The organism is Proteus faecis (assembly GCF_003144395.1).
Lineage (GTDB): Bacteria > Pseudomonadota > Gammaproteobacteria > Enterobacterales > Enterobacteriaceae > Proteus > Proteus faecis.
Map to the genome: position 1 here is coordinate 182,674 of NZ_PENZ01000045.1, position 22,677 is coordinate 205,350.

At 39.5% G+C, this 22,677-nt stretch carries 17 protein-coding genes; 7 read left to right on the forward strand and 10 right to left on the reverse strand.

The features are described 5' to 3' along the window. Positions 1-9: 9 nt before the first annotated feature. Positions 10-1,059: an ureidoglycolate dehydrogenase gene (gene allD / locus DK858_RS14665; RefSeq protein WP_109398033.1), complete on the reverse strand. Its 1,050-nt coding sequence runs from the start codon at positions 1,057-1,059 to the stop codon at positions 10-12. Between the two features lie 401 nt (positions 1,060-1,460). Between allD and DK858_RS14670 the strand changes: the two genes are divergently transcribed. Further along, on the forward strand, positions 1,461-1,793 hold the full coding sequence (locus tag DK858_RS14670) for a hypothetical protein (protein WP_109398034.1): 333 nt from the start codon (positions 1,461-1,463) through the stop codon (positions 1,791-1,793). Positions 1,794-1,926: 133 nt separating this feature from the next. Here DK858_RS14670 and serS read toward each other — a convergent pair whose 3' ends face one another. The 5 genes from serS to lrp all read right to left on the reverse strand — a co-directional run bounded on the left by serS (position 1,927) and on the right by lrp (position 9,739). Then, positions 1,927-3,216 (reverse strand): serine--tRNA ligase, encoded by a 1,290-nt coding sequence (serS, locus tag DK858_RS14675; protein ID WP_109398035.1) that lies wholly within the window; start codon positions 3,214-3,216, stop codon positions 1,927-1,929. Positions 3,217-3,334: 118 nt separating this feature from the next. Continuing rightward, a complete protein-coding gene (locus DK858_RS14680) occupies positions 3,335-4,684 on the reverse strand; it encodes a replication-associated recombination protein A (RefSeq protein WP_109398214.1) in 1,350 nt (449 codons plus the stop codon). Positions 4,685-4,691: 7 nt separating this feature from the next. Continuing rightward, entirely contained in the window at positions 4,692-5,300 is a 609-nt protein-coding gene (gene lolA / locus DK858_RS14685; protein ID WP_109398036.1) for an outer membrane lipoprotein chaperone LolA, read from the reverse strand. 113 nt (positions 5,301-5,413) lie between these two features. After that, positions 5,414-9,112 (reverse strand): DNA translocase FtsK 4TM domain-containing protein, encoded by a 3,699-nt coding sequence (locus DK858_RS14690; protein WP_109398037.1) that lies wholly within the window; start codon positions 9,110-9,112, stop codon positions 5,414-5,416. Between the two features lie 132 nt (positions 9,113-9,244). Next, a complete protein-coding gene (gene lrp / locus DK858_RS14695; RefSeq protein ID WP_004244566.1) occupies positions 9,245-9,739 on the reverse strand; it encodes a leucine-responsive transcriptional regulator Lrp in 495 nt (164 codons plus the stop codon). 553 nt (positions 9,740-10,292) lie between these two features. On the opposite strand from lrp, the gene trxB reads away from it, so the two are divergent. The 5 genes from trxB to infA all read left to right on the forward strand — a co-directional run bounded on the left by trxB (position 10,293) and on the right by infA (position 16,169). Beyond that, a complete protein-coding gene (gene trxB, locus DK858_RS14700; protein WP_109398038.1) occupies positions 10,293-11,252 on the forward strand; it encodes a thioredoxin-disulfide reductase in 960 nt (319 codons plus the stop codon). A gap of 140 nt (positions 11,253-11,392) precedes the next feature. Then, positions 11,393-13,162, forward strand: a complete 1,770-nt coding sequence (cydD, locus tag DK858_RS14705; RefSeq protein WP_109398039.1) for a heme ABC transporter permease/ATP-binding protein CydD — start codon at positions 11,393-11,395, stop codon at positions 13,160-13,162. A gap of 2 nt (positions 13,163-13,164) precedes the next feature. Then, complete coding sequence (cydC, locus tag DK858_RS14710) at positions 13,165-14,916, forward strand: heme ABC transporter ATP-binding protein/permease CydC (RefSeq protein ID WP_109398040.1); 1,752 nt, start codon at positions 13,165-13,167, stop codon at positions 14,914-14,916. A gap of 1 nt (position 14,917) precedes the next feature. Further along, positions 14,918-15,610, forward strand: coding sequence for a leucyl/phenylalanyl-tRNA--protein transferase (gene aat, locus DK858_RS14715; protein ID WP_109398041.1), 693 nt, complete (start codon positions 14,918-14,920; stop codon positions 15,608-15,610). A gap of 340 nt (positions 15,611-15,950) precedes the next feature. Next, positions 15,951-16,169 (forward strand): translation initiation factor IF-1, encoded by a 219-nt coding sequence (gene infA / locus DK858_RS14720; protein ID WP_004244560.1) that lies wholly within the window; start codon positions 15,951-15,953, stop codon positions 16,167-16,169. A 123-nt stretch (positions 16,170-16,292) separates the two neighbouring features. Here the strand turns inward: infA and clpA are convergent, their stop codons facing one another. Further along, a complete protein-coding gene (gene clpA, locus DK858_RS14725) occupies positions 16,293-18,575 on the reverse strand; it encodes an ATP-dependent Clp protease ATP-binding subunit ClpA (RefSeq protein WP_109398042.1) in 2,283 nt (760 codons plus the stop codon). 30 nt (positions 18,576-18,605) lie between these two features. Beyond that, complete coding sequence (clpS, locus tag DK858_RS14730; RefSeq protein ID WP_109398043.1) at positions 18,606-18,920, reverse strand: ATP-dependent Clp protease adapter ClpS; 315 nt, start codon at positions 18,918-18,920, stop codon at positions 18,606-18,608. A 288-nt stretch (positions 18,921-19,208) separates the two neighbouring features. Here clpS and cspD point away from each other — a divergent pair, with 288 nt between their 5' ends. Beyond that, a complete protein-coding gene (gene cspD / locus DK858_RS14735; RefSeq protein WP_023581298.1) occupies positions 19,209-19,418 on the forward strand; it encodes a cold shock domain-containing protein CspD in 210 nt (69 codons plus the stop codon). 139 nt (positions 19,419-19,557) lie between these two features. Here the strand turns inward: cspD and macB are convergent, their stop codons facing one another. Then, on the reverse strand, positions 19,558-21,504 hold the full coding sequence (macB, locus tag DK858_RS14740; protein WP_109398044.1) for a macrolide ABC transporter ATP-binding protein/permease MacB: 1,947 nt from the start codon (positions 21,502-21,504) through the stop codon (positions 19,558-19,560). Beyond that, complete coding sequence (macA, locus tag DK858_RS14745; protein WP_109398045.1) at positions 21,504-22,613, reverse strand: macrolide transporter subunit MacA; 1,110 nt, start codon at positions 22,611-22,613, stop codon at positions 21,504-21,506. The genes macB and macA overlap by 1 nt, the downstream gene beginning before the upstream one ends. Between the last annotated feature and the right edge of the window lie 64 nt (positions 22,614-22,677).

The following is a 22,677-nucleotide window of genomic DNA, read 5'->3' on the forward strand; positions in this document are numbered from 1 at the left end:
TAAATATTATTAATCTGCAAACGGATTTTTATTATCATAAGATTTATTGTAAAGTGCATCAGATATTAAAAAGTGATAAATTTCATCAACAATTTCAATACCTTCCTTTTCACTTCTTTGTTCTTCCATTTGACTATTTTCACCAGGATAGAGAACTTTATCTACATTAGGTGCAGGCTTAATGGCATTTAATTCACTCATAACCTGTGAGATATGTTCTCTAAATAATGTAACATCAGTAAAGAAAGCTGGATTAATAACAATATGTAATTGGCCTAACTCTCGTCCCTGTGTTAAATCGTGATACATTGAACTGACATGTTTACCAAAAGGAAGTCCAAGCAAGATCCCAGACAACACATCAACCATCATCATTAAACCATATCCTTTAGGCCCCGCAATAGGTAATAAGCCTTTTACTGCAAAAGGATCCGTCGTAGGCTTACCATTTTCATCGACTGCCCAAGTATCGGGAATATCGACATGCCGTGAACGCGCATCTAGTACTTTGCCCCATGCCTGTACAGTTGTTGCCATATCAAATGTAATATGTTTATCGCCTACTCCTGGCACTGAAAAAGCGATAGGATTAGTGCCGTAATAGACTTCTGAGCCACCAAAAGGAACCACCATAGGATCAGATTGGCATAACGAAATACCAATCATACCTGCTTGTGATGCTTGCTCAACAAAGTAAGACAGTGCGCCACTATGACCAATTCGTCTTACACCAACAACTGCAACTCCCTTCTCTTGTGCCATTTTAATTGCGTGTTCCATTGCCTCTTTCGCTGCAACATGCCCTGCACCATTATCACCATCAAATACAGCGCTACATGGCCCTGTTTCAGTATAAGTAAAATTAGGAGACACATTTGTACCGCCTTTACTGATCCTCTCTGCATAATATTCCACACGCACAGCACCATGAGAGTGAATGCCTTTGGCATCTGCATGGACTAAGACATCAGCCACCGTATCAGCATGAGACTCACTCAATCCTGCATGATGTAATTTATTTTTGATTAATAGATGTAACTGCTGTTTAGAAACTATCATAGAATATGCTCTTTTGTAGGGTTCTAATTACATAGAAATGTCTAAATTAATGGAGGTAAATTCGAGCGATAGGTCTAATTTAACAGCATAAATAGGATCTGCCGTGATCAGTTTAACCAATGGTGGATTGCGTTATATTTTTATTTAATCTCACTTTATTTAGTAAGATTTTTTTTATAATCAATTTATTAATTCTACGCGTTATAACGATATTGAGATAATATTAACAATATTTTTTATTAATCATAGATATGGGCGACAATCTATTATTTTTTATTTTTGCAAAATATTATGCTTTATTAACTCATGTTAATAGAACTAAGTTTTTATACATTTATTTTGAACATTTAGATTTATTTCAGTAGTCTATAGCCATAATTATAATTTATGGAATAAACCAAATGATAAATAAAGAAATATTAAAGAATTTAAAGTATTTTGAAAAAGCACCATTAATTCATCATATTAATTATTCTCTAACTGAAGATGCAGAAAGAAACATATTAAATGGTTGGCAACCTGAATGTATGGAAGATAAATGGCTTTCTTATAGTATAGAAAACTGTGTCTACGTTCACCGCAGTTGGAGTGGACATTTAATGTATAAATTTGCTATTCACAATAAAACTATTGATTATATAGAAATAGCAATGGATGACTTTGTAAATATGAATAATGAAAGAAAAATAGAGATCTTTTTTGACCTATTACCGTTTTTATCAGAACCTCATTAAAAGAACACTCAAAATATATAGAACATTAATAATTAAGCAATCTGTTCTCTTATCATCTTTAGGCCATTTAGACAAAAAACCCCCTGCCTAAGCAGAGGGTTAAATTATTAATACTCAGTTAATTAAATCATAATTAACCGATATATTCTAAACCGTTCATGTATGGGCGTAACACTTCTGGAATTTCAATACGGCCATCAGCCATTTGATAATTTTCCATAATTGCCACTAAAGTACGACCGACTGCTAAGCCAGAACCATTTAAGGTATGAACTAGTTGAGTTTTCTTATCACCTTTAGCGCGGAAACGTGCTTGCATACGACGTGCTTGGAAATCCCACATATTTGAACATGAAGAGATCTCACGGTAAGTATTTTGAGCTGGAACCCAAACTTCTAAGTCGTAAGTCTTACGTGAACCAAAGCCCATATCGCCAGTGCAAAGAACTACTTTACGGTAAGGTAGATTCAGTAATTGCAACACTTTTTCAGCGTGACCAGTTAGCTCTTCTAATGCTTCCATTGATTTTTCAGGATGAGCTATCTGAACTAGCTCAACTTTATCAAATTGGTGCATACGAATAAGACCACGAGTATCACGACCATAAGAGCCCGCTTCTGAACGGAAACATGGTGTATGAGCAGTCATTTTCAGAGGTAGAGCATCTTCTTCAAGAATTTCATCTCTAACCATATTGGTTACAGGCACTTCCGCTGTAGGGATCAATGCATACTGACTTTCAGCCTCTTCTTCTAAAGGCTTAGTATGGAACAGATCACCACTGAATTTTGGTAATTGACCTGTGCCATACAGTGTTGCATGGTTAACTAAATAAGGAACGTACATTTCCTGATAACCATGTTCTTCAGTATGCAGATTCAGCATAAATTGAGTGATCGCACGATGTAAACGTGCAACTTGCCCTTTCATGACCACAAAGCGAGAGCCCGTGATTTTCACCGCAGATGCGAAATCTAAACCATCAGTCAACTCACCTAAAGTCACATGATCTTTTAATTCAAAATCATAAGTCTTTGGTGTGCCCCAACGGAAAACTTCTACGTTTTCGCTGTCATCTTTACCATTTGGCACAGAGTCATCAGGCATATTCGGGATAGTTAAAGCATAATCACGAATTTCAGCTTGCAGCACTTCAAGTTCGGCTTTTGCAGCTTCAAGTTTTTCACCTAACAGGTTAACTTCTTGACGAAGTGGCTCAATATCTTCACCACGCGCTTTTGCCGCACCAATGGACTTCGATCGAGAATTACGTTCTGCTTGCAGGGATTCAGTTTCAACCTGTAACACCTTACGGCGTTCTTCTTGTTGACGAATTTTTTCCACATCGAGGGTGAACCCCCTGCGAGCCAGTTTTTCGGCGACCGCGTCTAGCTCATTACGCAGTAGATTTGGATCGAGCATGCTTATCCTGTGCTTATTGATAGATTAATAAAAACCTTCTCTCCTATCTTATAAAAAAGATATCTGAGACAAGGCATAGTTAAGAAATTAATGATAATTTAATAACCTTACCGCATCTTTACATTTTGCGATAGCGTTTTGTAACACTATTTTGATCTTGCTGAGAAAGCCAGTCTAATTTCTCTGCAACCTTGATCTCTAACCCTCTTTTTACAGGGTAATAATATTGTGTATTTGCCATTTCTTTAGGAAAATAGACCTCTCCAGCAGCATAAGCATTAGGCTCATCATGAGCATAACGATATTCAGCCCCCAGGCCCATTTCTTTCATTAATTTTGTTGGTGCATTACGCAAATGCTCTGGCACATCATAATCAGGTTTACTTTTAGCATCGGCAATGGCGGCTTTAAATGCGGTATAAACAGCATTACTTTTTGGTGCACAAGCCAGATATACAATTGCTTGAGCAATAGCGCGCTCTCCTTCTGCGGGACCAACACGAGTAAAACAATCCCATGCAGCAATTGCCACTTGCATAGCACGAGGATCGGCGTTTCCCACATCTTCTGATGCAATCGCCAATAAACGACGAGCAACATAAAGCGGATCGCCACCAGCTGTTATGATCCTTGCATACCAATAAAGGGCTGCATCAGGCGCTGATCCTCTGACTGATTTATGTAATGCCGAAATAAGATCGTAAAAACGATCACCTTTATTATCAAACCGAGCACTTCGTTCACCACTGATTTCTGTCAGTAATGCCGGAGTTAATACTCGTTTTCCTTGATTATCAACGTCAGCAATATCTGCCATCATTTCAAGCAAATTTAATGAACGACGCGCATCACCATTAACCAATTGCGCAATCATTTTGCGTGTATTATCTGGCAGAATAATATTACGCCCGCCTAATCCTCGTTCGGGATCGTCCAGCGCTTGTTGTAACACTTGCTCAATATCGGCTTCAGTTAATGAACGCAATAGATAAACTCTCGCTCTGGATAGCAAGGCTGAATTTAATTCAAAAGAGGGATTTTCTGTCGTTGCACCAATAAAAGTGATTGTGCCATCTTCAATATGAGGCAAAAAAGCATCTTGTTGACTCTTATTAAAACGATGGACTTCATCAACAAACAGGATCGTTCTACGTCCTGCATTGCGGTTTTGGCGCGCAATTTCAATAGACTCTCTAATTTCTTTAATACCCGATGTCACCGCAGATAATCGTTCTATATCAGCTTGCGCATAGCGACCTATGATCTCCGCAAGCGTGGTTTTACCCGTACCAGGAGGTCCCCATAAAATCATGGAATGCAATTGACCCGCTTTAATCGCTCGAGGTAATGGTTTGCCTTCTGCAAGTAAATGGGTTTGTCCGATATATTGTTCCAACGTTTCAGGCCGCATTCTTGCGGCTAAAGGTTGGAACTCATTGCGTGAAAAATCGAGTGATAAATTACTCAAAATATCCTCACTGACGTTGGTCATCCACAGTCACACCCGCGGGAGGTGTAAAGCGAAACGCGGATGCATCGATTGGTGCGGCAGTCTGTGCAGTCAATTGGTAATTGCTTACTTGACCATCTTGCTCTGTGGCTGCAAATTGCTGAATTTGTCCGTTAGGTAATACAGTTATCGTAAAGTGTTTTAAGTTATTTTCTACTTTAGGTGTTAACTCAAAACGATCACCAGACTGTTTTACATCATAGTTTTGCCACTCTTTACTGTCATTACGAGCAATCAACATAAAAGGCGTATTGGTTGTGGCACTTTTAAGCCAAGTTGCAGTAACTTGCTCGACAAAAGGATTGTAAAACCACAAAGTTTTGCCATCAGAGATCAATGTGCTCTCATCCGGCGCAGTCATTTGCCAATTAAACAAATCAGGGCGTTGTACTTTTAGGCTACCTTCGCCTTTTTGAATAAGTGAGCCTTCATTGCTAGTCACGGTTTGACTAAAGTTTGCTTGAAAACTATTTACTTTATTTAATCGTTGTTGCAAATCCTGACGTGCATCAGCCCAAGCGGCTTGGCTACTTATTAATGTCATCGCACACACTGCAAATAATACTTTTTTCATTTTACAAGCCTCGGCATGAGATAACGCCGACATAATGTCGGCGTATAAATTATTGATGATATTATGCAGATTATCATGCTATCTCATTAGCTGATAACTGTGTTTTCAAGATATTACATATCTGAAGGTGGTGGTGAAAGTACATCACGCGTATTGTTGTGGTTTGGTGCACTCACGATACCTTGCATTTCCATCTGTTCAACAATTCTTGCAGCACGATTATAACCAATTCTAAATTGGCGTTGCACGCCAGAAATGGAAACGCGTTGTTTTTCAACCACAAATTCTACAGCTTGGTCAAATAACGGATCAAGCTCTTCACCATCATCATATCCACCACCACTATTACCTTCACCGTCTTCACTGCATTTGGTGATGGCTTCAATATATTGAGGACGACCTCTTGCTTTCCAGTCAGTTGCCACAGCATGTACTTCATCATCACTAACAAAAGCACCGTGAACACGTTCAGGAACAAAACCATTTGGTGCATAAAGCATATCACCCATTCCTAGTAATGATTCTGCACCACCTTGGTCTAAGATAGTTCGAGAGTCAATTTTACTCGATACAGTAAATGCAATACGGCTAGGAATATTGGCTTTAATTAAACCTGTAATAATATCAACAGAAGGCCTTTGTGTAGCAAGTACTAGGTGAATACCCGCAGCACGCGCTTTTTGTGCTAAGCGAGCGATCAACTCTTCAACTTTCTTACCTGCTGTCATCATTAAATCAGCAAATTCATCGACGACAACAACAATATAAGGCTCTTTTTCCAACGTCGGAATTTCTGTTGCCATGCTATCACTTGGTTTCCAGAATGGATCAGGAATAGGACGCGCCATTGCTTCGGCTTCTTTAATTTTTTCGTTATAACCTGCGAGATTACGCACACCTAATGCTGACATGAGTTTATAACGACGTTCCATTTCAGCCACACTCCAACGCAGAGCACTTGCGGCATCTTTCATGTCGGTAACGACTTCTGTGAGAAGATGCGGAATACCTTCATAAACCGAAAGCTCAAGCATTTTAGGGTCAATCATAATAAAGCGAACATCTTCTGGTTTCGCTTTATAGAGAATGCTGATAATCATCGCATTCACACCAACAGATTTACCTGAACCGGTTGTACCGGCAACAAGTAAATGAGGCATTTTAGCCAGATTGGCAACAACTGGCTGACCACCGATATCTTTACCTAAAACAACAGTCAATGGCGAACGGCTATCACGGAATGCATCACTATCTAACAATTCACGCATATATACGGTTTGACGTTTTTTATTAGGTAACTCCAATCCTACATAAGGTTTTCCCGGAATAACTTCAACAATACGTACCGCAATAGCAGACAATGAACGCGCTAAGTCACGTGATAAATTTGATATACGTGCAGCTTTTACACCTGGCGCCAGTTCAAGTTCAAAACGAGTGATAACTGGCCCTGGTGAAATACCAACCACCTTGGCTTTAACACGATAATCATTAAGACGCGCTTCAATCAGTTTACCAATACGCTCAAGCTCAAACATATCAACAGGTTCATCTTCTACTGGTGGCGTTGTTAGTAGATCCAGAGAAGGCATAGGTGTTGTTGGTTTTTGCAACGGCCTTTCATTACGCATTAATAATGGATGAATTAAGGATTGTTGCTGTTGCTGTTGCTGTTGCTGTTGCTGTTGCTGTTGCTGTTGCTGTTGCTGTGCAAAATGCTGAGCCATATTAGGCTGTGGCTCAATACGTGATTGTGATACAGCTTGAGGGGCAACTTGTGGCGTAACCGGTTCTGAAACAATCGGTGTAAATACTGGCTCTATCGGCTCTTCATCCAATAGATCATCAATTGGCGAGAATGCCTCTAATGCTGTGAGCTCTCTTTCTAGCTCAATTTTAGGGCTGTACTCTTCCTCTTCTTCATCACGAGGCGAAATTTGTAGAAATGCACTGCTAGTTGGGTATTCAACTTTTTTCTCAATAGTTTGCGTCGGTTGCGCTGATTGTGAAGCAAATGAATGTTGAATATGAGGTTGATAACCCGTTGTTGCTTGCAATGAAGGTGCTGGTGTTGATATTTGAGGTAAAACTTCATCTTCGTCATCATCTAACGAAACATCATCACCATAGCGATCCTGCAATTGTTGTTTAAATTGTGCTGCTAATTGTTGCTGATATTGTTCATCTTCATCAATATCGCTGTTATTCTCTTCTGTCGAAGAGAATGTATTCGCAGTAACTGTTGGTTCATCATTATAATCATCTTGTTGATGACTAAATGAAGATATTGGTGTTGTCATAATTGGCTGATGAGAGCCAATAATATCTTCAGGTTCAGCGCTATTGTTCTCACCATAGCGTTCACGTTGCTGTTCAAGGAATTGCTGACGCAACGCTTGTTCAAAATTCGCTTGTTCTTGAATATCCGCTAACTCATCTTCAGGTTCAGATTGAACTGCTTCCTCACGACGACGCAATTCAGCTTCACGTTGTGAAGGTATATGGATACCATAAAGCTCACGACGTGTTGGCAGTCGTACTGGATTTGGGCGTGGTAATTCAGGACCTAATCCTTGTTTAACTTGAGGACCATGACTCACAAGAGCACTTGCCGCCACACCAGAAGCCACAGTAGTTGCTTGCGTCAACGCGTCTGTATCAGGTGCTAGCGAGAATGTTGGTTCAATACTACCCGTCGGCATAAAATTCTCTGTTAATGCAGACGATGGCTGTACCATAGGTTCATTTTCAACCGGCATCACAGAAGGTGTGTTTTCTTCCGATGTTGGTTCAACAGAATGTTGAGGGGCATTGACTTCTGATTGAGCTTCTTTTTTCAAGAATGCTTCTGGAATATCAAAACGGTAATGTTCTGGTTCTTCCTCTGTATGAGTGGGTTGTGAAACCGTTGTAGATACAACCGGATCAGTTTGCGCCAATGTTTGCGCATGTTCCTCTGCTATGTCATTTGTTGCAGAGAAAGATGGCAAATCATCGTCTTGTTTTGCTTTAGATTGTAATGTGTCTATCTCTTGCTGACGAGCGAGTTCAAGTGCTGAAGGTGCAGAAAATAAAACATCATCATTCTCTTCTGTTGCTAATTCAGATTGCTGATTTTCTTTTTGATTTGAATTTTCAGTTATTTCTGTAACAACATCCTGAGTATCATCTTCCTCTTCTTCATCAGCTTCATTTTGGCCTCTATTGGTAATAAAACCAATACTTCCCAAAATAACAGCACCTATTTTTTCTGTGATGGTTAACCAAGACCAGCCAGTAAATAGTGTGAAACCAATCGCCCAAACAGATAACAGAGCAAGAGTCGCACCTAAAACATTAAACCATGGTAATAGGGCTTTGCTAAACAAACTTCCAATAACACCACCAGAGCTGAAATTATAGATATCATCAAAATTAAGATCAGCCAATGCACACGATGTAGAGATCAGAGCTAAAGCACCAATCGTGCGAAGTGCAAGAGAAAAGAAGTCGGTATATTCACGGTTTTTTTGGTAGCGCAGAGAATTCCAGCACCCAAAAACCACGACGACAGGAATTGCATAGGCCAGTAAACCAAATGCAGAAAACAGAATATCAGCTAACCATGCTCCGATACTACCGCCTAAATTTTGAATAGGCTCATTCCAAGTGGTTTGTGACCAGCTAGGATCAGAGGGATGGAAGCTAAGTAATGAAACCATTAAAAAGACAGCGCCAATGCCGATAAGAATGAGAATAGCCTCCCAAATACGGCGACGGTTGCTTATCTTTGTTAAACGAATATTTTTATCTTCTGTATATTCCTGGCTCAAAGAGGGCTCTCCAGGTTTAACTTAGGGTGAATTAAAACGGAACAACGCTGAGATATCCCAGCGTTGAAACTGTATGCATAAACAGGAGTGTACCTAACTTTTTCCTGCTTTGCACCAACCTATTAAGTTGGCTTAGCGAGTTTTAATTACAAGGCGGTTACTTTGTTTCACTTCTTCCATAACCACGTATGTACGTGTGTCATTAACACCAGGAAGACGTAACAGTGTTTCACCGAGTAATTTACGATAAGCGGACATATCAGGTACACGAGTTTTCAACAGATAGTCAAAATCACCAGAAACTAAATGGCATTCTTGGATTTCTTCAAGTTTTTGAACAGCCATATTGAATTGTTCGAAAACATCTGGTGCACCACGGTTTAATGTGATTTCCACGAATACCAGTAATGATGCATCTAAGTAATGTGGGTTTAACAGTGCTGTATAACCAGAAATAAATCCTTGGCGCTCTAAACGACGTACACGCTCTAAACAAGGTGTTGGTGATAAACCTACACGTTTAGATAACTCAACGTTTGAAATACGTCCATCTTTTTGAAGCTCATTTAGAATATTCCGGTCTATTCTATCAAGATCTTTACCCGGACGTTTTTTATTATCAATCATCTCTATACTCTCTTTCTCTTTTTCTCTTTTTCTCTTACTTTATTTTCCTATACCCATACCTGTACACCTTCAGCATCAATGTCGAAACTTCGGTATCAAACGGTCAGAGCAAACTACCAATCTATTTTCTTTTAATGCCAGATAAAAATTCTATTTTATCCAAATACTCATTAGCAAATATCACAAAGTAACTATCCCACACCCTGTCTGTCTAAAAAATAATACGTATAACATCCGAGGATAATTGTCTTTAACAATCATGTTTTCGCAAATGTACAGCGGATTGTCAAAGTAAATGAGTAAAAATCAGAACAAGGCGCTATGTTTATTCTCTATATACGCAAGATAAACATCAATTGTAAAGCAAAATGTTTCATATTAATTCGATGATGTTAGCGTAATATAACTCTATAATTATTAAACTATATTAGTATTAACTATTGCTAAAATAGCTAAAATATTATGTCTATTTCTCGTCATTGGCTTTTTTTAACGTCTTATTTCTCCTACAATCCCTCAATTCGCATCACGCCTAATCAGAGATGAGGTATACATGAGCACCATCAAACATAGCAAACTTATTATTTTAGGTTCTGGCCCTGCGGGTTATACCGCCGCCGTTTATGCTGCAAGAGCAAACTTAGAACCAGTACTGATTACGGGTGTTGAAAAAGGCGGTCAACTGACAACGACAACAGAAGTCGAAAACTGGCCCGGAGACCCAGAAGGGCTAACAGGTCCTGGATTAATGGACCGCATGTTTCAGCACGCCGAAAAATTTAATACAGAGATTATCTCTGACCATATTAATAAAGTCGATCTGAAAAACCGTCCATTTCGCCTATTTGGTGATGAACAAGAGTACACTTGTGATGCATTAATTATCGCAACAGGTGCTTCTGCTCGCTATATCGGTTTACCTTCAGAAGAATCTTTTAAAGGCCGAGGCGTTTCTGCTTGTGCAACATGTGACGGATTTTTCTATCGTAATCAGAAAGTCGCTGTTGTCGGTGGCGGAAATACCGCTGTGGAAGAGGCTCTTTATTTAGCGAATATCGCATCTGAAGTTCATCTGATCCACCGCCGTGACTCTTTCCGTTCTGAAAAGATCTTAATTAACCGTCTAATGGACAAAGTAAACAATGGCAATATTATTTTGCATACTGATCGTACCTTAGACGAAGTTCTTGGCGATGAAATGGGTGTAACGAAAGTTCGCTTAAAAGATACTAAGAGTGATAAAACCGAAGAATTAGATGTTATGGGTGTCTTTATCGCTATTGGACATAGCCCTAATACCGCTATTTTTGATGGCCAATTAGAATTAGACAATGGTTACATCAAAGTGCAATCAGGTACTCAAGGTAATGCAACACAAACTTCTATTGAAGGGGTGTTCGCGGCAGGTGACGTAATGGATCACATTTATCGTCAAGCAATTACCTCTGCAGGAACAGGTTGTATGGCTGCTTTAGATGCAGAACGTTACTTAGACGCACTAAAATCCAACTAAAATCATCACTTCCTTTCAAGGCGCTATTTCAGTAGCGCCTTTTACCATGTAACATACTAGGCTGGTTGCCAACGCGTATAACTACTTACCTTGGCCTTTCTGATACTTTGTATCTCACCTGCAGATTTGAATCTTTTCTTATGGATAAAACTAAACAAAATGAATTGGTTCGATGGCTGAAACAGCAAAGTGCTCCAGCCCGTCGATGGCTACGGCTATCAATGATCCTAGGTGTTGTAAGCGGTTTATTAATTATTGCCCAAGCATGGTTATTAGCTGTTTTACTTCAAGCGTTTATCATGGACAGTCTGAGCCGTGATACGCATATACCTACCTTTCTCACTCTTATTGGCATTTTTATATTACGTGCCATCATCATGGCGATACGAGAACGTGTTGGTTATCGCTGCGGTATGGCTGTCAGGCAACAAATTCGTAAGATCGTTCTTGATCGACTTGAAGAACTTGGTCCCGTTTGGGTTAAAGGCAAACCTGCGGGGAGCTGGGCTACAATTATTTTAGAACAAATAGAAGATATGCAAGATTACTATGCTCGTTATCTTCCACAGATGTATCTTGCCACTATTGTGCCTATTCTTATCCTTATCACCCTTTTCCCAGTTAACTGGGTTGCTGGATTAATTCTTTTTTTTACCGCACCACTGATCCCGCTATTTATGGCATTAGTTGGATTAGGCGCAGCAGATGCTAACCGTAGAAACTTTCTCGCATTAGGCCGTTTAAGTGGTAACTTCCTCGATAGATTAAGAGGGTTAGATACCTTGCGGTTATTTAACCGTGGTAATGCAGAAGTTAAACAGATTACCGAAGCAACTGAAGATTTCCGCAAACGTACAATGGAAGTGCTAAGAATGGCATTCCTTTCATCAGGCGTATTGGAATTCTTTACCGCAATTTCTATTGCTGTTGTAGCTGTTTACTTTGGTTTTTCTTACTTAGGTGAACTTAATTTCGGTAGTTATGGTTTAGGTGTTACACTTTTCTCTGGCTTTTTAGCGCTGATCTTAGCCCCTGAGTTTTTTCAACCTTTGCGAGACTTAGGAACTTACTATCATGCCAAAGCACAAGCCGTTGGCGCTGCTGAGTCTCTAGTTGAATTTTTAGAAACCGAAGGTGAAAAACCACAATTCACAGGCAATGAGCGTATCAATACAACAGAAAGTATTGAAATAATAGCTCATGAACTAGAAATTCTATCTCATCAAGGAGTCAAACTTGCGGGGCCATTAAACTTCACCATAACTCCCCATCAGCGAATTGCGATTGTGGGTCTAAGTGGTGCAGGCAAAAGCTCGTTATTAAATGCGCTACTCGGTTTTTTACCTTATCGTGGCTCATTAAAAGTAAATGGGGTTGAATTGACACAACTCTCGCCAGAAGCATGGCGTCAATGTTTAAGTTGGGTTGGTCAAAATCCTAATTTACCAGAACAAACCTTGCTAGATAATATTCGCTTAAGCAATCCTAATGCCAGCGATGAACAAATTAACCTTGCCATTGAAAAAGCGTATGTCAGCGATTTTATTAATGAGTTACCTGACGGCTTAAATACGATTATTGGTGATAGTGCTGCTCGCCTTTCTGTTGGCCAAGCTCAGCGTATTGCTGTTGCTCGTGCTTTGTTGTCACCTTGTCAATTTTTGTTATTAGATGAACCGGCAGCAAGCCTTGATTCTCATAGTGAACAACGCGTGATGTATGCGCTTAATAACGCCTCATTAAATCAAACAACCTTGCTTATTACTCATCTACTCGAAGAGACTTTGGATTACGACCAAATTTGGGTGATGGAAAAAGGTCAAATTATTGAAACTGGCACTTATGCATCGTTAAGCCAACAGAATGGCACTTTTGCTCGCCTTCTTGCTCATCGTAAAGAGGAACTTTAATCATGAGAGTATTGCTTCCTTTTCTCGCACTCTATCGTCGTCACTGGTTTATGTTATTGCTAGGTATAGCCCTTGCTATTTTTACTTTGCTAGCAAGTATTGGTCTTTTGACACTATCAGGTTGGTTTTTAGCAGGAACATCTCTTGCAGGCTTTGCAGGAATTTATAGTTTTAACTACATGCTACCAGCCGCAGGTGTACGAGGTGCTGCAATTTTTCGTACAGCGGGTCGTTATTTTGAAAGGCTTGTTAGCCATGATGCAACGTTTCGCGTATTGTCGCATCTACGTGTATTCACCTTTAAAAAAATCCTCCCTCTTTCACCAGGCGGAATTGCACGTTTTCGCCAAGGTGAGTTACTGAACCGCTTAGTTGCTGATGTTGAAACGCTAGATCATCTTTATATTCGCGTTATTTCCCCTATCATTGCCGCTTTTGTTGTCATTATGACAATAATGTTTGGCCTTGGGTTAATCGATGCACGTTTAGCCAATACGCTAGGTGGTATTATGCTTACCTTGCTGATTGTTTTGCCTTTCATATTCTACTATGCAGGTAAACCAATTGGACGTGATCTCACCGACTTACGAGGCCAATATCGCACAGTATTAACCAGCATGTTGCAAGGACAAGCTGAATTAACTGTTTTTGGTGCACTGCCTCGTTTTAGACAAAATTTGGCACAACTTGAAGCTAAATGGCTACATAGACAAGCACAACAGGCAAACTTAACTGGCTTATCGCAAGCACTCATGATCCTTGCATCAGGACTAACTGCAACATTAATTTTATGGTTGGCGGCTGGTGGTATCGACAACAATTTTATGCCAGAAGCGTTAATTGCCTTATTTACATTCTGCGCATTGGCAGCATTTGAGTCTTTAGCCCCTGTTACTGTCGCTTTCCAGCATTTAGGACAAGTAATGACATCAGCAACACGTATTTCTCATTTAATTGAGCAAAAACCTGATGTCACCTTTCCTGAAAAAGGGGGAGAAACAGACAATCGTGCCACACTGACAATGCACAATATTTGTTTTACTTATCCAACCCAACCAATGCAAGTTATCAATCACGTTGATTTAACGATTGAAGCGGGACAACACATTGCCTTATTAGGGAAAACAGGATGTGGTAAATCGACATTATTGCAGTTGATCAATCGGGCTTTTGATCCGACTCACGGCACTATCAACTTAAATAACTTACCTATTGCTGAGTACGATGAAACGACATTACGTTCAATGATGTCAGTTGTCCCTCAACGCGTTCATGTCTTTAGTCACACATTAAGAGAAAATCTATTGATGGCAAAAGAACAAGCAACAGATGAAGAGCTTAAAGATGTTCTTCAACAAGTTGGCCTTGGGCAACTACTTGAAAATGATGAAGGCTTAAACGCATGGATGGGTGATGGTGGTAGACAGCTCTCTGGCGGCGAACAGCGACGTTTAGGACTTGCAAGAGCACTACTCCACAATGCACCGCTTGTATTGCTTGATGAGCCAACAGAAGGCCTTGATGCCGATACAGAACAGCAGATCCTAGCGCTCTTACATCAGCATTGCCAAGGTAAGACCGTATTAATGATCACCCACAGACTTCACGGTTTAGATAAAATGGATAAAATCTGCGTTATGGATGGCGGACAAATCGTTGAAACAGGCACTCATGCTTCGTTGTTACAGCAACAAGGGCATTATGCTAAATTTCATCAAAGACAGGCTCTATTAACACCAACTCACGAGGCATAATATGCCATTGTTTCAATTAGATGATAGTGATTTGGATTTTCCAGAGCCTCATTTAGCTTTAAAAGAGCCTAATGGTTTATTAGCGATAGGGGGAGAAGTCTCCCTTTCAAGATTACGTGTTGCATATCAATCGGGTATTTTTCCTTGGTATTTTCCTAATGAAGAACCATTATGGTGGTCACCCGATCCAAGAGCGGTTTTACCCGCGGGTGATTTGCATATTGGGCGCAGTTTACGTAAATTTATTCGGCGACAACCTTACAAAATTACGTTAAATCATGCCTTTGCTTCAGTTATTGAAGCTTGTTCTGTACGTGAAGAAGGAACGTGGATAGGTCCTGATATAAAAGCAGGATATGAAGCGCTTCATCAACAAGGCGAGGCACACTCTGTTGAGGTTTGGGAGGGTGATAAACTCGTTGGAGGATTATATGGTGTAAATATAGGTGCCGTTTTTTGTGGAGAATCTATGTTTAGTCGTAGAGATAACGCTTCTAAATGTGCCTTTATTGCTTTTTATAACCATTTTCTTCGTTATGGGGGTCAACTATTTGATTGTCAGGTGCTAAACTCTCATACTGCTTCGTTAGGTGCCTCTGAGATTTCACGTGAACATTATTTAGTTGCGTTATCTCGTTGGAAAAAAGTGATTATTGATAAAAAGTGTTGGTATCAGCAATCGTTGGAATTATAATCACTGCTTGTTTTTGTAAAGCCCTTCTTAATTTAAGACAGAATCGAGAAGATCATTCTGTTATTTATGCAAAAAGGTTTATACAAAAATTTTATCTTGCACACCCATTATGTGGTTGGGGTGTTGCTATTTTATTGCTACAAATACCACAAAACAAAGAATTATTACTTCTGTTATTACTTTTTATTTCACAAAGTAAAACGCAAGTTGCGGTAAGGATGTTAAGTACAATAGCAAGGTGAACACCATTGCTATCCAATAACATTCCTTTACATAGGACAATATTTTCGGCATTATCTTGCCGTTTAAAAAATATGGTTATTAAAACTTAGAGGATTAGATGGCCAAAGAAGACAACATTGAAATGCAAGGCACTGTACTGGATACTCTGCCAAACACGATGTTCCGCGTAGAATTAGAAAACGGACACGTCGTTACCGCTCATATCTCAGGAAAAATGCGTAAAAACTATATTCGTATCCTGACAGGCGACAAGGTTACCGTTGAGCTGACCCCATATGACCTGAGCAAAGGCCGTATCATCTTCCGTAGCCGTTGATCCCAATCTGTTCTCTCCCGCTATTGTCATATAACGGGTGAAAAAAAACACCACAGGCAAGGCATTTATCGATGCTCACCTGTGGTGTATGCTTTTATAGCTTAGTAAGATTAACCGCTATCTTTAGATAACGGTGTCTTCATTCTTAGCCAGTTTTTCTTGGCTAATAAACTCATAATTCAATTTGCCAGCCAGCTTATCAAGTGTCACAGAAACTGAACCACCATTGACAAGAGAACCAAATAAAATCTCATTAGCTAATGGTTTTTTCAAGTTGTCTTGAATAACACGCGCCATTGGCCTTGCTCCCATCGCGCTGTCATAACCTTTATCACACAACCATTGGCGTGCTTCTTGGCTAACTTCTAGCGATACACCTTTATCATCTAACTGCACTTGTAGTTCAACAATAAATTTATCCACAACCATAGAGATAATTTCTGGTGATAATGCATTAAACCAAATAATACTATCCAAACGGTTACGAAACTCTGGTGAGAACGCTTTTTTGATTTCGACCATCGCATCAGTGCTGTTATCTTGCTCTGTAAACCCAATCGATTTACGTTGCGTTTCCCGCACACCGGCATTGGTTGTCATCACTAAAATGACATTACGAAAATCGGCTTTACGACCATTGTTATCCGTTAATGTACCGTTATCCATAACCTGTAACAGGATATTGAATACATCAGGATGCGCTTTCTCAATTTCATCAAGTAACACAACGGAATATGGGTTTTTAATGACAGCGTCTGTTAATAATCCACCTTGATCAAAACCAACATAACCAGGAGGAGCACCAATTAAACGACTGACCGTATGTCTTTCCATATACTCGGACATATCAAAGCGAAGCAGTTTAACATTCAATGCTTTTGCTAACTGAACGGTGACTTCCGTTTTACCTACCCCAGTAGGGCCAGCAAATAAGAACGACCCCACAGGTTTATTCTCTTGACTTAATCCTGCACGACTCATCTTAATCGATTCAGATAAGGCATGGATTGCTTGATCCTGACCGAACACCAACATTTTTAATTGGTTATCGAGATTTTTCAGCATCGATTTATCGCTGCTAGAAACTGTTTTTTCAGGAATACGTGCAATTTTAGCCACGACTGACTCAATATCTGAGACATTAATGGTTTTTTTACGTTTGCTTGGTGCAATTAAACGTGTTTTTGCACCCGCTTCATCGATAACATCGATAGCTTTGTCAGGTAGATGTCTATCGGTGATGTATTTAACCGATAAGTCCACCGCAGCCTGAATAGCTTTATTAGTATAACGGACGTCATGGTGCGCTTCGTATTTCTGGCGTAATCCTTTGATGATCAAAACTGTCTCATCTGGAGATGGTTCAGTCACATCAATTTTTTGGAAACGACGTGCCAGCGCTCTGTCTTTTTCAAAGATATTGCTAAATTCTTGATAGGTCGTAGAGCCTATAACTCGAATTCGGCCACCAGATAGCAATGGCTTAATTAAATTTGCCGCATCAACTTGCCCACCCGATGCAGCGCCTGCACCAATAATGGTGTGGATCTCATCAATAAATAAGATACTTTTTTCATCTTTTTCGAGTGTTTTCAGTAATGCTTTAAACCGTTTTTCGAAATCACCACGGTATTTGGTGCCCGCTAATAGAGAACCAATATCGAGTGAGTAAATGGTGTAACCTTTCATCACATCAGGCACATCACCTTGCTCAATACGCCATGCAAGCCCTTCGGCGATAGCCGTTTTACCGACACCAGACTCACCCACTAATAATGGATTATTCTTGCGACGGCGGCATAACACTTGGATTGTTCTTTCTAATTCAGCTTGACGCCCAATTAGAGGATCTATTTTACCTTGGCGCGCTAACTGATTAAGGTTAGTGGTAAAATTATCCATATGATCGTCGCCTTGAGGCATCTCTTGCTGAGATTGAGCGTTCATATCAGAAAGATCTTCGTTTGGTTGATCTTCTTTTGAAATGCCATGAGAAATAAAGTTAACGACATCGAGGCGACTAACGTCGTGTTTACGTAATAAGTAAGCTGCGTGAGACTCTTGTTCACTAAAAATAGCCACCAGCACATTAGCGCCAGAGACTTCATTTTTACCTGATGATTGAACATGAAAAACAGCGCGCTGTAATACACGCTGAAAACTCAGCGTTGGCTGTGTTTCTCTGTCCACATTTTCAGGCAGAATTGGGGTTGTTTTACGAATAAAGACTTCAAGTTCTTCGCGTAAGACTGCCAGATCGACTTTACAAGCTTCCAATGCTTCGCGTGCCGATTTATTACTTAATAGCGCCAACAACAGGTGCTCTACAGTCATAAATTCGTGTCTGTTATCACGGGCTTTCGCGAATGCAACATTAAGACTCAGCTCTAATTCGTGATTAAGCATAAGCACCTCCTCCTTAAAAAACTAACCGGATCATGCCTGTTCAAGAGTGCACAAAAGTGGGTATTCGTTTTCTCTCGCGTACAGATTAACTTGAGCCACTTTTGTTTCGGCAACATCCGCACTATAAACCCCACAAACTCCTTTCCCTTTATGATGAACGTCCAACATAATTTGTGTTGCTTTTTCCTCGCTAAGGAAAAAATACATCGTAAGCACTTCTACAACAAAATCCATGGGGGTGTAATCATCATTATTCAAGATCACCTTATACATTGATGGTGGCTCATTTTTCTGATGAACATCTTCCCCTAACGTGGTTTCTGTTAAAAAATCAAACTGACCCATTGTTTTGCATTACTCATAGTTTTGTTAAACGTCACTTTCAATTATGACATTTAGTTTACCATCTCACAGGAAAGTCTGCCTATCAACGCTTTTTTATTCCTTCTTTTTGCATTCAAAAAATTACAAAGCGTTAGCTACATCAAAATTTCATCTACTCAAAACACTTTCTATCCCCTTCCCCCCTTGACGATTGAAACAATAAAATAGAGTATGTTTTATGAACAGCTCAGTAAATATACTGAAAGTGATGTTAAACAAATAAATACAAGTATATGAGAGAAGCTAAGTATGGAGACAGGTACAGTAAAGTGGTTCAATAATGCTAAGGGGTTTGGTTTTATTACCCCAGCAAAAGGTGGCGATGATATTTTTGCCCACTATTCAACAATCAGAATGGAAGGTTACCGCACTCTTAAAGCGGGGCAGAAAGTCAATTATAGCACAATAAAAGGGCCTAAAGGTGACCATGCTGATCTTATCATTCCTATTATCGAATAGAAGGTAATTTACAGTATAGATAACCCCAATAAAAATACCTTTTAATCACAATAACTGGTTATTTTTAGTTAAACAGAAAGCCTAATTCATTCAAATAAAAGCCCTTTATATCTTAAGGGCTTTTATCTTATAGTTTGATTTACTCTCTCGCAAGAGCGTCTATTGGATTCATTTTTGCAGCATTTCTTGCTGGTAAAAAGCCAAAAATAACGCCAATAACAGTCGAGCAAATAAAAGCACTCACTAATGCAATGGGCTGAAAGACGAAATGCCAATCAGGCAACATAACACTTGCCACCATGGCAATACCAAATGAAAGGCCTATTCCCAGTAATCCACCTACTAGACAAACCAATACAGATTCTATAAGGAATTGTTGCATCACATCACTAGCTCTGGCACCAACCGCCATTCTAATACCAATTTCTCGCGTTCTTTCAGTCACTGAAACCAGCATAATATTCATTACACCAATTCCCCCCACGATTAATGAAATAACAGCCACAAAAGTGAGAAACAGTTGCATTGTTTGGGTGGTACTTTCAGCTGCCTTAATAAAGCTATCAAGGTTATAAGTGAAAATATCTTTTTTACCATGCCTAATCGTTAATAAGCGGAGAATTTGTTGTTCTGCAATGCTAGCGTCATAACCGTCAATTGCTCTTACTGTAATACTATCAAGATAACTTCGATTTAAGATGCGGCTATTTAGTGTGCTGTAAGGTACCCATACTTTGAGCGATTGACCATTGCCAAAAGATGATTTTTTCTCAGCAATGACACCAACAATCGTAGAGGGAATATTACGAATAATGATTTGCTCACCAATAACCTCTTTTTTATTAGGAAAGAATCGCTGACGGGTATTTTCATCAATAACAACAACTTGAGCTTGTCGTTGGATCATATCAGGTGTAAATGAGCGACCTTGTGAAAATGTCATCGCATATACAGTGAAATAATCATCACTAACCCCCGCAACAGATGCAGGCGAATCTTGGTTTCCACGGCGTAATCGTGTACTAAATTGAACTTGTGGTGTAACAGCTTGTACATAAGATTGTTGTTTTAAAGCAAAAACATCTTGTAGCGTTAATGATTGTCTATCTTCTGGTGAGTCGCTCCCGAAATCTTTCCCGGGATAGATATCAATCGTATTAGAGCCAATCGCTTTTATATCAGCCAGCACCATGCTTTTAGCTGCATCACCAATCACAATAATCGAGACGACAGAGGCTATACCAATAATAATACCGAGCATCGTTAGCAAAGTGCGTACTTTATTCACAACCATTGCACGCCAGGCCATATCTAATGCTTGTGTAAAACGCCCGAGTATTTGCCCTAAATAAGAAGAAACTAAAACAGTTGTTGTCTCTTTTTTAACTTTATTTACAGTTATTTGATGACAGTTATCATTAATGATTTCACCATCTTTTATTTCTATAATTCGCTCAGCTTGTGTCGCAATTAAAGGATCATGAGTTACGATAATAACCGTATGCCCTTGTTCATTTAATTGCTTAAGGATAGACATCACCTCTTTACCCGAATGGCTATCCAATGCTCCAGTGGGCTCATCAGCAAGAATGACTTCACCGCCATTCATTAATGCTCTTGCGATACTTACACGCTGTTGCTGACCGCCAGAAAGTTGATTAGGGCGATAATCAATACGATCACCTAATCCTAAACGTGTTAATAATTCGCGAGCCCTTTCTTTTCGTTGAGTAGCATTTTTATCTGCATAAATTGCAGGAATTTCAACATTCTGTTCTGCACTTAAATGAGACATTAAATGATAGCGCTGGAAGATAAAACCAAAATGCTCGCGCCGTAATGCCGCAAGTTGATCGCCATCCATTTTCGCAACACTTTGACCACCAACTTTATATTCACCGCTACTTGGTTTATCTAAACAGCCTAAGATATTCATTAAAGTTGATTTACCGGAGCCAGAAGCCCCAATAATCGCTACCATTTCACCAGCATTAATTGTTAATGAGATTTTATTAAGAACAACGGTTTCTTCCTCGCCATTAGTATATAGACGACTCACCTCATTGAGCTCTAATAATGCAGGCATCATGCTTCTCCTGATGTTTCACCTAGAATAACCTGATCGTTTTCTTTCAATCCGCTAAGAACTTCGGCATAAACATCAGTGCGCATACCTATTTTGACTGTACGTTTTTCTGGCTGACCATTAACCAATACATCTACATAATATTCATTAATACCTGCATTATCACCTAATACAGAAAGCGGAACGAGAAGCACATTTTTCTTATTTTCGATAAGAATTTTAACCTGAGCGGTCATTTGCAAACGTAATAAATGCTGTTCATTAGGGACTTCAAAACGAGCATAGTAGAAAATAGCATCATTAATTTTTTCAGGGGTCGGCAAAATATCTTTTAATTTACCGCTAAAGGCTTTATCTGGTGCACCTAACACTGTAAAAGAAGCACTAAGATCAGGTTTTAAATAGATAACATCGGCTTCAGAGACTTCCGCTTTTACCAACATCGTATCTAAATCGGCTAAAGTTAAAATAGTCGGTGCCTCTTGTGCTGCAATTACGGTTTGACCTTCAAGCGTTTTAATAAACGTCACGACTCCATCCATAGGAGCTGTTATTCGTGTATATTGCAGATTCGTTTTTGCTGTATCTAACGTAGCTTGGTTCTTTTTAATTTGAGCTTGATAAGTGATGATCCGTGCTTTTTTTACTTCAACATCGGTTTTAGTGCGATCAAGTTCATCTTGCGCAATAGCATGAGTACCAATAAGCTTTAATTGTCGCTGATAAGTTAATTGTGCTAAACGCAATTCAGCCTGTGCTTGCTGAAGATTGGCTTTAAGCTCATTATCTGTTTCTTGAGATTCAGTGACGTCATTTTGCGCTTTTTTAGGATCGATAATCGCGAGCAAATCCCCTTTTTTAACCACATCCCCCTCTTTTACTAAAAGCGACTGTAACTGACCACTGACTTGTGCCCCCACATCAACTTTACGTACAGCATCAAGCTTACCTGTTGCGGTCACTTCTTTTGACAAATCACCTCGTGTGATCTGTTGCGTTTGATATATCGGTGCCTTCTCTTTTGGCCAAAAAAAGTATGTCGCAATTGCTGCAAAAATTAAAATAAGGGTGAGTATTCTCCCTCGCTTTTTTAAAGATAAAAAAGCCATGCTTTTTCCTTTTTAAACATAAAGATATAATAAACCATACAACGCTTTAGCTATGAGAGTTATT